Annotated in this window: 12 protein-coding genes and 1 pseudogene; 7 read left to right on the top strand and 6 right to left on the bottom strand. The window is 39.1% G+C overall.

Annotated features, from left to right (window positions below; all coding sequences use genetic code 11):
- Positions 1 to 11 precede the first annotated feature (11 nt).
- From SK608_RS05935 to SK608_RS05920, 4 genes and pseudogenes are all read left to right on the top strand, one after another.
- On the top strand, positions 12 to 1,490 hold the full coding sequence (locus tag SK608_RS05935; RefSeq protein WP_033677311.1) for a sugar ABC transporter ATP-binding protein: 1,479 nt from the start codon (positions 12 to 14) through the stop codon (positions 1,488 to 1,490).
- Between the two features lies 1 nt (position 1,491).
- Positions 1,492 to 2,436: an ABC transporter permease subunit gene (locus SK608_RS05930; protein ID WP_023938584.1), complete on the top strand. Its 945-nt coding sequence runs from the start codon at positions 1,492 to 1,494 to the stop codon at positions 2,434 to 2,436.
- 103 nt (positions 2,437 to 2,539) lie between these two features.
- Positions 2,540 to 3,505, top strand: a complete 966-nt coding sequence (locus SK608_RS05925) for a substrate-binding domain-containing protein (RefSeq protein ID WP_000691495.1) — start codon at positions 2,540 to 2,542, stop codon at positions 3,503 to 3,505.
- Positions 3,506 to 3,582: 77 nt separating this feature from the next.
- Positions 3,583 to 3,723, top strand: a pseudogene (locus SK608_RS05920) (NTP pyrophosphohydrolase); the annotation flags it as partial.
- Here SK608_RS05920 and SK608_RS05915 read toward each other — a convergent pair.
- From SK608_RS05915 to coaB, 5 genes are all read right to left on the bottom strand, one after another.
- Positions 3,720 to 4,235: a transcription repressor NadR gene (locus tag SK608_RS05915; protein WP_000159189.1), complete on the bottom strand. Its 516-nt coding sequence runs from the start codon at positions 4,233 to 4,235 to the stop codon at positions 3,720 to 3,722. The pseudogene SK608_RS05920 and the gene SK608_RS05915 sit on opposite strands and share 4 nt — an antisense overlap.
- Before the next feature lie 11 nt (positions 4,236 to 4,246).
- Positions 4,247 to 4,774 carry an ECF transporter S component gene (locus SK608_RS05910; protein ID WP_031227900.1) on the bottom strand — a complete coding sequence of 176 codons (528 nt, stop codon included), beginning with the start codon at positions 4,772 to 4,774 and terminating at the stop codon, positions 4,247 to 4,249.
- Positions 4,775 to 4,951: 177 nt separating this feature from the next.
- Positions 4,952 to 5,515 carry an ECF transporter S component gene (locus tag SK608_RS05905; RefSeq protein ID WP_000747412.1) on the bottom strand — a complete coding sequence of 188 codons (564 nt, stop codon included), beginning with the start codon at positions 5,513 to 5,515 and terminating at the stop codon, positions 4,952 to 4,954.
- Positions 5,499 to 6,050 (bottom strand): phosphopantothenoylcysteine decarboxylase, encoded by a 552-nt coding sequence (gene coaC / locus SK608_RS05900; RefSeq protein WP_033677305.1) that lies wholly within the window; start codon positions 6,048 to 6,050, stop codon positions 5,499 to 5,501. Before coaC ends, SK608_RS05905 begins: the two co-directional genes overlap by 17 nt.
- Positions 6,051 to 6,061: 11 nt before the next feature.
- A complete protein-coding gene (coaB, locus tag SK608_RS05895) occupies positions 6,062 to 6,751 on the bottom strand; it encodes a phosphopantothenate--cysteine ligase (protein ID WP_033677303.1) in 690 nt (229 codons plus the stop codon).
- Between the two features lie 225 nt (positions 6,752 to 6,976).
- Here coaB and SK608_RS05890 point away from each other — a divergent pair, with 225 nt between their 5' ends.
- The 3 genes from SK608_RS05890 (at position 6,977) to radC (ending at position 11,928) form a co-directional block, all read left to right on the top strand.
- The gene (locus SK608_RS05890; RefSeq protein WP_033677301.1) at positions 6,977 to 8,647 is read left to right on the top strand and encodes a formate--tetrahydrofolate ligase; all 1,671 of its coding nucleotides are present in this window, start codon (positions 6,977 to 6,979) and stop codon (positions 8,645 to 8,647) included.
- Between the two features lie 266 nt (positions 8,648 to 8,913).
- Complete coding sequence (gene pcrA, locus SK608_RS05885; protein ID WP_033677300.1) at positions 8,914 to 11,205, top strand: DNA helicase PcrA; 2,292 nt, start codon at positions 8,914 to 8,916, stop codon at positions 11,203 to 11,205.
- 42 nt (positions 11,206 to 11,247) lie between these two features.
- On the top strand, positions 11,248 to 11,928 hold the full coding sequence (gene radC / locus SK608_RS05880) for a RadC family protein (RefSeq protein WP_033677299.1): 681 nt from the start codon (positions 11,248 to 11,250) through the stop codon (positions 11,926 to 11,928).
- Here the strand turns inward: radC and SK608_RS05875 are convergent.
- The gene (locus tag SK608_RS05875) at positions 11,925 to 12,614 is read right to left on the bottom strand and encodes a gamma-glutamyl-gamma-aminobutyrate hydrolase family protein (protein ID WP_033677298.1); all 690 of its coding nucleotides are present in this window, start codon (positions 12,612 to 12,614) and stop codon (positions 11,925 to 11,927) included. The genes radC and SK608_RS05875 overlap by 4 nt on opposite strands.
- Positions 12,615 to 12,618 lie beyond the last annotated feature (4 nt).

Genomic DNA, 12,618 nt, shown 5'->3' with positions numbered 1-12,618 from the left:
GGGGGTTGCCTATGAAAATTGAAATGAAGAACATTTCAAAATCTTTTGGGAATAATCGTGTTTTAGAAAGTATTGATTTGGTTCTTAATTCAGGAGAAGTTCATGCTTTAATGGGAGAGAATGGTGCAGGCAAATCAACCTTAATGAATATTTTAACTGGACTTTTTCCAGCTACTTCAGGAACTATTTTTATTGATGGAAAAGAAAAAACATTTTCTAATCCTCAAGAGGCAGAACGGTTTGGACTGAGTTTTATTCATCAAGAAATGAATACTTGGCCAGATATGACTGTACTTGATAATCTTTTTTTAGGAAGAGAAATAAAAAATTCGATTGGGTTTTTAGATAAAGCTAGTATGGAAAGGAAAGCTAAAGAAGCATTTAAACGTCTTAATATCTCTATTCCTCTTGATGCAATCATTGGTCAATTATCAGTCGGACAACAACAAATGATAGAAATAGCAAAATGTTTATTATCAGAAGTTTCCTTGTTAATTATGGATGAACCCACAGCAGCTTTAACTGATCGTGAAACTGAAACACTTTTTAAAGTGATAGAAGGATTAAAATCTGATGGTGTAGGTATTGTGTATATTTCACATCGGATGGAAGAAATCTTTAAGATTACAGATCTTATAACTGTTATGAGGGATGGGTTTGTAATTGATACCAAGAAAACGAACTTAACTAATGCGGATGAATTAGTTCAGAAGATGGTAGGTCGTGAATTAGAAGATTATTATCCAGAAAAAAAGGCTGAGATTGGGAATATTGTTTTTCAAGCTAAGAATCTTTCTGGTGATGCTTTTACGGATATTTCTTTCTATGTACGTCAAGGGGAAATTCTTGGTTTTTCTGGTTTGATGGGTGCTGGTCGTACTGAAATAATGCGAGCAATTTTTGGAATTGATTCTTTAAAATCTGGTCAAATTATAATAAACGAAGAACAACTGATAATTAAAAATCCTTTTGAAGCAATTAAGCATGGAATTGGTTTCTTAACAGAAGATCGTAAAGATGAGGGATTGATTTTAGATTTTTCTATTAAAGATAATATGACTTTACCTAATACTCGTGATTTTGTTAAAAATGGCATTTTCGATAATAAAACAAGTGATATATTTGTACAACGTTTAATTGATAGGCTACGAATTAAATCAGGTTATCCAGATAAGGAAGTTGGAACACTTTCTGGTGGTAACCAACAGAAAGTAGTTTTAGCAAAATGGATAGGTATTGCACCAAAAGTACTGATTTTAGATGAGCCAACTCGTGGGGTAGATGTTGGAGCTAAGCGTGAAATTTACCAATTAATGAATGAATTGGCTGAACGAGGTGTACCGATTATTATGGTCTCTTCAGATTTACCAGAAGTGATTGGAGTCAGTGATCGCATTATGGTCATGCATGAAGGTAGAATTAGTGGGGAATTAACACGTCGAGAAGCTACACAAGAAAAAGTTATGCAACTAGCTACAGGAGGACAATAGTGTGAAAAATACTATGAAGTATATGTCAGAATTGACAACAGTAATAGCATTGATAATTTTAATGGCTGTCATCACTATTATCAATTCAAATTTTTTAACAGCAAATAATCTGTTAAATTTACTATTGCAAGTAACATCAAATGCACTGATCGCTTTTGGAATGACTTTTGTTATTCTAACAGGTGGAATTGATTTATCAGTTGGATCAATTTTAGCCTTATCCAGTGCGCTCACAGCTGGCCTATTAGGATCTGGAATGCCTGTTACATTAGCAATTCTCATCTCTTTAATTTTGGGTTGCATTCTGGGGATGATGAATGGTTTATTGATTTCCTACGGGAAATTAGCTCCATTTATCGTTACTTTAGCAACTATGACTATTTTTAGAGGCGCAACACTTGTTTATACAAATGGGAATCCTATTACAAAAGGATTAAGTGATACATTCTTATTTCAATTTTTGGGGCAAGGTTACATAGTCGGAATTCCATTTCCTGTAATTATTATGTTTATTGTATTTATTGTTTTATATGTTTTACTTCATAAAACAGCATTTGGTAAATCTGTGTATGCTATAGGGGGGAATGAAAAAGCAGCATATATATCAGGTGTGAAACTAAATAAAGTGAAAATTATCATTTATTCAATTTCAGGTATGATGGCTTCAATTTCTGGATTGATTATAACATCACGCTTAAGTTCTGCTCAACCAACAGCAGGTGCTAGTTATGAAATGGATGCTATTGCAGCTGTTGTTCTTGGGGGAACCTCATTATCAGGAGGTAAAGGTCGTATACTGGGGACCTTAATAGGTGCTTTAATTATTGGGGTTTTGAATAATGGACTTAATATTATCGGTGTGTCAGCATTTTGGCAGCAAGTAGTAAAAGGAGTTGTAATTTTAATTGCTGTTCTGATTGATCGTTTTAAAGTTGTAAAACAGTAGAATCATTTTCAATTTTTTTGGAAATAGCAACAATTTATTAGATGACGAACAATAGTCGGGATGGAAACTATCCCTATAGATATATATTACGAGGAGTAATAACATGAAAATTATTAAAAAAATTAGCATTTTTGCTTTGTTTGTAACATTTATTTTTGCTTTAGTAGCTTGTGGAAAAACTGGTTTAGGAAATTCATCAAATGATAATAAATCTACGACTCAAAAGTCGGCAAAAGAATTAAAATTAGGAGTTTCTATTTCGACTACTAACAATCCCTATTTTGTAGCTATGAAAGATGGTCTTGAAAAAGCCGCAGGAGAAAAAGAAGTAACTTTGAAGATAGCAGATGCACAAGATGATGCTGCTAGACAAGCAGATGATATTCAGAATTTTATTAGTCAAAATGTAGATGCTTTACTAATTAATCCAGTTGATTCTGATGCAATTGTTACATCTATTAAAGCTGCTAATAATGCAAATATTCCAGTAATCTTAATTGACCGCGGTAGTAATGGTGGTGAAGTCTTGACAACTGTTGCTTCTGATAACGTAGAAGCAGGTAAAATGGCTGCCGAATTTATTACCAAGCAATTGGGAGAAAAAGCAAAAACTTTTGAATTATCAGGAGTCCCTGGCGCTTCTGCAACTGTAGATAGAGGTAAAGGATTTGAACAAATTTCAAAGACAAATTTAGATGTTCTTTCTAGTCAATCCGCTAATTTTGATCGCGCAAAAGCTTTGAATACAGCGCAAAATATGATTCAAGGAAACAAAGAAGTACAAGCAATCTTTGCACAGAATGATGAGATGGCGTTAGGAGCTGCACAAGCAGTAAAAGCAGCTGGTCTTAGCAATGTATTAATTGTTGGTATTGATGGTCAACCAGATGCACATGACGCTATTGCAAAAGGTGATATTACTGCCACTATCGCTCAGCAACCAGCTAAGATGGGTGAAATTGCTATTCAATCAGCAATAGATCATTATCAAGGGAAAAAACTGGAAAAAGAAACAGTTTCTCCAATTTATCTTGTGACTAAGGATAATGTTGATCAACATAACTGGTGATATATTTTTAGTAAGCAAGTAGTTGTTAATTTTCATTCCATGTGGTTTTTAAATATCATTGTTACTATTTGAGCTATTGGATTCAAAAAGACCAGATTCCAAACTTGGATTTGGCCTATGATATATTACCCTTGATGGAGATGATGGAAGATCCTGACAAATCTGAATTTTTCTACCCTCGCCGTACAGAAGACGATTGGGAACAGAAAATTTTCTAATCCTTTACTAAATAACCGAGCTGATCCAAGGCCTCCTCGATATAGTGGAGGTCTTGTTGTGTCTCGGCTTCGACTAGGTGGTAATGGATGCCATCTGTCAATTCAGACAAAGGTCTGAAGTCAGAATGCTCGACTTGTTCTAGAAAATGTTGCACATCTCTGCGGCAAGACAGTTTCAGCAAGGTTTCAATTTCTCCATAAACGGGATGGTCAATCAAGGTGTTCTGGACACGCCCTCCATTATCTACGATAGCAAGGAGTTCTTGACCGATTTCTTCAACTTCATGTTTGACTTTGAAAAGTTTGTGGACGTATGGATTGACATCAACTTGCTTATAGACGTAGCCACGATTAGTGGATAGGATAGGAGCGCCATCGGCTCTCAAAATTGCAATGTCCTGCACAATGACCTGACGTGTGACATGAAAATGTTCCGCCAAACTTTGGCCATTGAGGGCTTTTGGAGCTTCTTTCAAGAGTTGGAGAAGGGCTTGTTTGCGATCTTTTGTCATAGTTCTTCCTTTTAACGGCGTTTTCGAAGCACTTTATAGACAGCTAGTGCTAATGTATAGTCTACCATACTATGGATAATTGTACCAAATCCAACTAGCACAAATAGAACATAAAACATATTTTCTACATTGGTACCGGAAGTTGCATAAAAAACGACACAAGCTAATACTTCAGCAAGGGCATGGACAAGCGCTAACACAAAGTTGAAAATCCAGGAAGATTTTGGTTTATCAAGGGTATCGGGGAATTTTTGTAGGTAAAGAGCTCCCAAAGTACCAAAAAAGATATGGGAAAAAGCTCGAAAAACGATAACCATGGGATAGCCAGCCATCAAAAAACCAAAACTAGAGGCTAGGATGACAAAAACTGCCATCAAGGGCGACAAGAACATGGCAATAAAAATAGCGATATGGCTCCCCAGAGTGTAAGAAGCAGGTGGAATGACAATCTTGAAAGGCATAACAATTGGAATCAAAATTGCAATAGCCGTTAAGAGGGCAGTCATTGTCATAAATTGTGTCTTTTTCCGTGTGTTCATAAGAATCTCCTTTTTAACTGTATATACACTAGTATAGTATAATAAACAAGACAATAAATCAAGGATTTACCTAAGTTTATAGACCATTTTAAATTAAATATTGGTAAAGATTTCACTAATAATAGTAACGATATAGAGCAAAATCTCCACCTTCATGTTTGAAAGCGGAGATTGTTTTTATTTCTTCAAGGTTTGTAGTCTTGGAACAATGGCTAGGGTTAGAACTGCGGAAATAACTAATTCAGCAATCGAATTTGTTGAGATAACAGTTGCTAGGAGTTTTTGGATATTACCATCAAAGACATTTCCAAAAAGGTAGAAAATTCCACCAAGTACAAAGACTGTATTGGTAAGTGAACCCAGGGCACCAGCTAGAATCAGACCTGTCTTGTTTTTCATCAGTTTATAGACTAGATAAGGAGTCAAACCAATCAAAATACGTGGAACGATGGCAATGATAGCTGAGTAGATATTTCCGTTTGGTACAAAAGGTGAGAAGAGGTAGCTTGTTGGTAAAATTGTAATCGTATTAACTGTCAAGCTAAGTAGCCCCATCAAAAATCCAAGTGTAACACCAACGCGTGGACCGTAGATAATGCTGGCAATAATGACAGGAATATGAACGATGGTCGGTTTGATTGGAAATGGAAAAAGGTTAAAGATAAGTGAGCTTAGAAAATGAATCACAAGCATGGTTGCAAAAAAGATAGCAATGGGTGCAATATTAGAGCGTTTTTTCATCGAGAGTTTCCTTTATTCTTTCTAAAATAATTGTGAGGTCAGCTAAAGCTCCTCGTCCGTGGTCTCCACAAGCTAGTAGGGATTCCTTAGGAGCAATCAGCTGATAGCCGTAGCTTTCTAATGTTTTCAGATTAGCCTGAGTTGCCGGATGGTCATACATTTTTGTATTCATTGCTGGTGCGATGAGTTTGGGAATATGACTGGGCATGGCTAGAGCTGTACTGGTTACCATGTTGTCCGCAAAGCCGTGAGCTAGTTTTGCAATAGTATTAGCTGTTGCAGGGACTACGATGAATAAATCCGTTTCTTTTCCAAGCTCGATATGATTCACTTTGTCAGGATAGGGTTCCTTCATGACATCTAGATGGACAGGATTCTGTGAGAGTACCTGTAGTGTCAAAGGTTGGATAAACTCTGTAGCAGCCTGAGTCATTAAAACAGTGACTTGATGGCCTTGTTTTTTTAGAGAACTGACTAAATCTGCCGACTTATAAGAGGCGATTGAGCCCGTTACAGCCAAGAGAATGTTTGCCATAGCTTTCCTTTCTAAGAATGATAGGCTTGAATTTTTTCAAGGAGGAGTTTTGCAATTTCTTCTTTAGTCTGGACTGTTTGAAGCTGATCTTTTTCAACAAAGATAGCTCTGTGCTGGTTTGCTGAAATTTGAGTCAGGTCATTTGAGATAATCAAGTCTGCTTGGTTCTTGATAAGACTTTTTCTAGCAATGTCAACCAGATGGTCTTCGGTAACATCAACCAGTAGCTTAAAGCCAATCAGATGAATAGCTGGATTCCACTCCTTGACTAAAGAGATGATTTTTGGTGTTTTTTTCAGAAACAAAACCTGAACCTCATCAGTTGAAGAAATCTTAGCTTGATGATTTTGCTTGCTTAAAAATTCTTCTATATTGGAACTAGATTGAACTTCCTCAAACCCTGTCATATAGACAGGAGTGTAATCAGACACCGCCATTGAGTGAATCAAAACCTGATAATCTGTAACACGTTCTTGCATTTCCAGTAGAAGGTCCTTGGTATTGCTAATTTCTCGAATACTTAGGTTGGGATGAGCTTCTGGCTTCAAAGATCGTTTTGTCGTAATTAAACAAACTTCATGCCCAGCAGCAAGCAAGGTTTCAGTGATGATTTTCCCCAAGCGACCTGTGGAATGGTTAGTGATAGAGCGGACGCTATCGATAGCTTCACTGGTACCGCCCGATGTAACTAAAATTTTCATAGCACTATTGTACACAAAAATAAACGGTAAGTAAAATGAAAGTGATAAAATTTTGGTAAAAGGAAAGAATATAGTTTCAAACTATAAAGCCATATAAAATTTAAGAAAGGACTCTAAAAACCTTAAAAACAGGGATATTTACGAACGTTTAGAGAGTTTAAGGATGTTAAAAATCTTGTTTTGTGTTATAATGAATTATCATAAAAGAGGTTAGAGGAGTTTTGAATGAAAACAGATATTGAAATCGCACAGAGTATTGAGTTGAAGCCAATCGTTGATGTTGTAGAGAAACTTGGTATTTCTTACGACGATTTGGAGTTGTACGGAAAGTACAAGGCTAAGCTCAGCTTTGATAAAATTCGTGCAGTTGAGAGTAATCCAGTTGGAAAATTGATTCTGGTTACTGCCATCAACCCAACACCTGCAGGTGAAGGAAAATCAACTATTACCATTGGTCTTGCGGATGCCTTGAACAAGATTGGCAAGAAAACCATGATCGCTATCCGCGAACCATCTCTTGGTCCAGTAATGGGGATTAAGGGCGGTGCTGCAGGAGGTGGTTACGCTCAAGTGTTGCCAATGGAAGATATCAATCTCCACTTTACTGGAGACATGCATGCCATTACAACTGCCAACAACGCTCTTTCTGCCTTGATTGACAACCACTTGCACCAAGGGAATGAGTTGGGAATTGACCAACGTCGTATCCTCTGGAAACGTGTTGTGGATTTGAACGACCGTGCTCTTCGCCATGTGACCGTTGGACTTGGTGGTCCTCTAAACGGTATTCCTCGTGAGGATGGATTTGATATTACAGTTGCTTCCGAAATCATGGCAATTCTTTGCTTGGCAACAGACATCGAGGACTTGAAACGTCGTTTGGCCAATATCGTAATCGGTTATCGCTATGACCGTACACCTGTTTCTGTAGGTGATTTGCAGGTTGAAGGTGCTTTAGCTTTGATTTTGAAGGATGCGATTAAGCCGAACCTAGTTCAGACAATTTACGGTACACCTGCCTTTGTACATGGTGGTCCATTTGCCAATATTGCTCACGGATGTAACTCTGTCTTAGCAACTACAACAGCCCTTCACTTGGCTGATTACACAGTTACTGAAGCTGGTTTTGGTGCAGACCTTGGTGCCGAGAAATTCCTTGATATCAAGACACCAAACTTGCCAACTTCTCCAGATGCAGTAGTTATTGTAGCAACCCTTCGTGCCCTTAAGATGAATGGTGGCGTGGCTAAAGACGCTTTGACAGAGGAAAATGTGGAGGCGGTTCGTGCCGGTTTTGCTAACTTGAAACGCCACGTTGAAAATATCCGTAAGTTCGGTATTCCAGCAGTCGTAGCTATTAATGAATTTGTCTCTGATACAGAAGCTGAAATCGCAGCCTTGAAAGAACTCTGTGCCTCAATCGATGTACCAGTTGAGTTGGCAAGTGTCTGGGCTGATGGCGCAGAAGGTGGAGTAGCACTTGCCGAAACAGTTGTCAAGACTATCGCTGAAAACCCATCTAACTATAAACGTTTGTATGACAATGACCTTTCTGTCCAAGAAAAGATTGAAAAGATTGTTACTGAAATCTACCGTGGTAGCAAAGTGAACTTTGAGAAGAAAGCTCAAACACAAATCGCTCAAATCGTTCAAAACGGTTGGGACAAATTGCCAATCTGTATGGCTAAAACTCAATATAGTTTCTCAGATAATCCAAATGCACTTGGAGCACCTGAAAACTTTGAAATTACTATTCGTGAATTGGTACCAAAATTAGGGGCAGGCTTTATCGTTGCCCTAACTGGCGATGTCATGACCATGCCAGGACTTCCCAAACGACCAGCAGCCCTCAACATGGATGTTGAAAGCGATGGAACAGTATTAGGCTTGTTCTAGTATATTGCAATTGACTTTATACTCTTCGAAAATCTCTTCAAACCACGTCAGCTTCACCTTGCCGTACTCAAGTACAGCCTGCGGCTAGCTTCCTAGTTTGCACTTCGATTTTTATTGAGTAATAAATGAGTTTGGAAATAATACCCAAGCTCATTTTTTATCTAGATATAAGAAGTTTCCTTCTACACGTAACCAGTCTAGGTAAAGATATTTTCCCTGAATTCTGATATAATAGAAATATTGACTTCAAGAGTAAGGAAGAGAAGATGAACGCATTATTAAATGGAATGAATGACCGTCAGGCTGAGGCGGTGCAAACGACAGAAGGGCCCTTGTTAATCATGGCGGGGGCTGGTTCTGGTAAGACCCGTGTTTTAACCCACCGTATTGCTTATCTGATTGATGAAAAGCTGGTTAATCCTTGGAATATCTTGGCCATTACCTTTACTAACAAGGCTGCGCGTGAGATGAAAGAGCGTGCTTATAACCTTAATCCAGCCACTCAGGACTGTCTGATTGCGACCTTCCACTCCATGTGTGTGCGTATTTTGCGTCGCGATGCGGACCATATTGGCTACAATCGCAATTTTACAATTGTCGATCCTGGTGAACAGCGAACGCTCATGAAACGCATTCTCAAACAGTTGAACTTGGATCCTAAAAAATGGAATGAACGGAGTATCTTAGGGACTATTTCCAATGCTAAGAATGATCTGATTGATGATGTGGCTTATGCTGCCCAAGCTGGAGATATGTACACGCAAATCGTGGCCCAGTGCTACACTGCTTACCAAAAAGAACTGCGTCAGTCTGAGTCTGTTGACTTTGATGATTTGATTATGCTGACCCTACGTCTCTTTGATCAAAATCCTGATGTTTTGACCTACTATCAGCAGAAGTTTCAGTACATCCATGTTGATGAGTACCAAGATACTAACCATGCCCAGTATCAATTGGTCAAACTCTTGGCTTCACGTTTTAAAAACATCTGTGTTGTTGGGGATGCGGACCAGTCTATCTATGGTTGGCGTGGTGCTGATATGCAGAATATCTTGGACTTCGAGAAAGATTATCCCCAAGCCAAGGTTGTTTTGTTGGAGGAGAATTATCGTTCAACCAAAACTATTCTCCAAGCGGCCAACGAGGTCATTAAAAACAATAAAAACCGCCGTCCTAAGAATCTCTGGACTCAAAACGCTGATGGGGAACAAATCGTTTACTATCGTGCCAATGATGAGCTAGATGAGGCTGTATTTGTAGCCAGAACTATCGATGAACTTGGTCGGAGTCAAAACTTCCTTCACAAGGATTTTGCAGTTCTTTATCGTACTAATGCGCAGTCCCGTACTATTGAGGAAGCCTTGCTCAAGTCAAATATCCCTTATACCATGGTTGGCGGAACCAAGTTCTACAGCCGTAAGGAAATCCGAGATATTATCGCTTACCTCAATCTTATTGCCAATTTGAGTGACAATATCAGTTTTGAGCGTATTATCAACGAACCGAAACGTGGAATTGGGCCAGGTACAGTTGAGAAAATCCGTGACTTTGCGAATATGCAAGATATGTCCATGCTAGATGCTTCTGCTAATATCATGTTATCTGGTATCAAGGGTAAAGCAGCCCAGTCTATCTGGGATTTTGCCAATATGATTCTGGATTTGCGGGAGCAACTGGACCACTTAAGCATTACTGAGTTAGTTGAGTCCGTCCTAGAAAAAACAGGTTATGTCGATATTCTTAACACCCAAGCGACTCTAGAAAGCAAGGCTAGGGTTGAAAATATTGAAGAGTTCCTTTCTGTGACGAAAAACTTTGATGATACCTCTGATGGTCCAGAAGAGGAAACTGGTTTGGACAAACTGAGTCGTTTCTTAAATGACCTGGCCTTGATTGCGGACACAGATTCAGGTAGTCAGGAGACATCAGAAGTGACCCTAATGACCCTGCATGCTGCCAAAGGTCTCGAGTTTCCAGTTGTCTTTTTGATTGGGATGGAAGAAAATGTCTTTCCGCTTAGCCGTGCAGCTGAAGATCAAGATGAATTAGAAGAAGAACGCCGTCTAGCCTATGTAGGTATCACGCGTGCAGAGAAAATTCTCTATCTGACCAATGCCAACTCACGCCTGCTTTTTGGTCGTACCAACTACAACCGTCCGACTCGTTTTATTAATGAAATTAGTTCAGACTTACTTGAGTATCAAGGTCTGGCTCGTCCAGCAAATACAAGCTTTAAGGCATCTTATAGCAGTGGTGGTCTTGCCTTCGGTCAAGGTATGAGTTTGGCGCAGGCCCTCCAAGACCGTAAACGCGGTGTGGCACCAAAAACTATTCAGTCAAGCGGTCTTCCATTTGGTCAATTTACAGCTGGTGCAAAATTAGCGTCTAGCGAGACAAATTGGTCTATTGGTGACATTGCTCTCCACAAGAAATGGGGAGAGGGAACCGTTCTGGAAGTTTCAGGTAGTGGTGCTACGCAGGAATTGAAAATCAATTTCCCAGAAGTTGGTTTGAAAAAACTTTTAGCCAGTGTGGCTCCAATTGAGAAAAAAATCTAATTTTCCATCCTTCTCACGAATAATAAAGTGAGGAGGATTTTTATGTACAGTATTTCATTCCAAGAAGATTCACTGCTGCCAAGAGAAAGACTGGCCAAAGAAGGAGTTGAAGCGCTCAGTAACCAAGAGTTGCTAGCTATTCTACTCAGGACAGGAACACGTCAAGCTAGCGTTTTTGAAATTGCCCAGAAAGTCTTGAATAATCTTTCAAGCCTAACAGATTTGAAAAAAATGACCCTGCAGGAATTGCAGAGTCTATCTGGTATCGGGCGCGTTAAGGCCATAGAATTACAAGCAATGATTGAACTGGGGCATCGTATTCATAAACATGAGACTATTGAGATGGAAAGTATTCTCAGCAGTCAAAAGTTGGCCAAGAAGATGCAACAGGAATTGGGGGATAAAAAACAAGAGCACCTGGTGGCGCTCTATCTCAATACTCAAAATCAAATCATCCATCAACAGACCATTTTTATCGGTTCTGCAACTCGTAGTATCGCTGAGCCGCGAGAGATTCTTCACTATGCTATCAAGCATATGGCGACTTCACTCATCTTGGTCCATAATCATCCTTCAGGAGCGGTAGCGCCTAGCCGAAATGATGATCATGTCACTAAACTTGTGAAAGAAGCCTGCGACCTGATGGGAATTGTCCTCTTGGACCATTTGATTGTCTCACATTCTAGTTACTTTAGTTACCGTGAAAAGACGGATTTAATCTAAAGTTCATTAACGACATAGTCAAAGAGGTTTTTATCTTTGGGACGATTTTCAAATAGAAATTCTGGGTGCCATTGGACACCGAGAAAGGCAACATCATCCGTACTCATGACAGCTTCAATAATGCCATCCTTAGGATCATGAGCCGCAATCTTTAAATTTGGTGCTAAATCCTTGATGCTCTGATGGTGGAAGGAATTGATATGGGAAATTTCTCCATAGATTTCTCGAAGAACTGTATCAGGTTCTGTCACCAAGCGTTGGGTTGTGTACTCTGCGGAACAATCCTGCCAGTGATCTTCGATATTTTGATACAAAGTTCCACCCATGGCAACGTTAAAGAGTTGAGTTCCACGGCAGACAGAGAAAATGGGCTTTTTCTGTTTAATCGCTTCCTTGATGAGGGCCAGTTCGAAGATATCTCTTTGAAGGTGGTAGTCATCGCTATCAATGGTTTTTGGTTCACCATAGAATTTTGGATCAACATTTTGTCCACCTGACAAGATGAGCTTGTCAACCATACTGATATAGTGGCAGGCCATTTCTTGATCACCAATCGGTAGGATGATGGGAATCCCTCCAGCGTCTTTAACGCCTTCAACAAAGCCTTTTGCTGCGTAGCTCATCATGATGTCATCATCTGGATGAGTTTTTTCGTTTCCTGTAATCCCTATAACTGGTTTTTTCATAAAA

The sequence above is a fragment of the Streptococcus mitis subsp. hohhotensis genome (assembly GCF_000722775.1).
GTDB lineage: Bacteria > Bacillota > Bacilli > Lactobacillales > Streptococcaceae > Streptococcus > Streptococcus carlssonii.
Note: the sequence above shows the minus strand (reverse complement) of the source record. Positions and strands in the feature narration are given on the sequence as shown.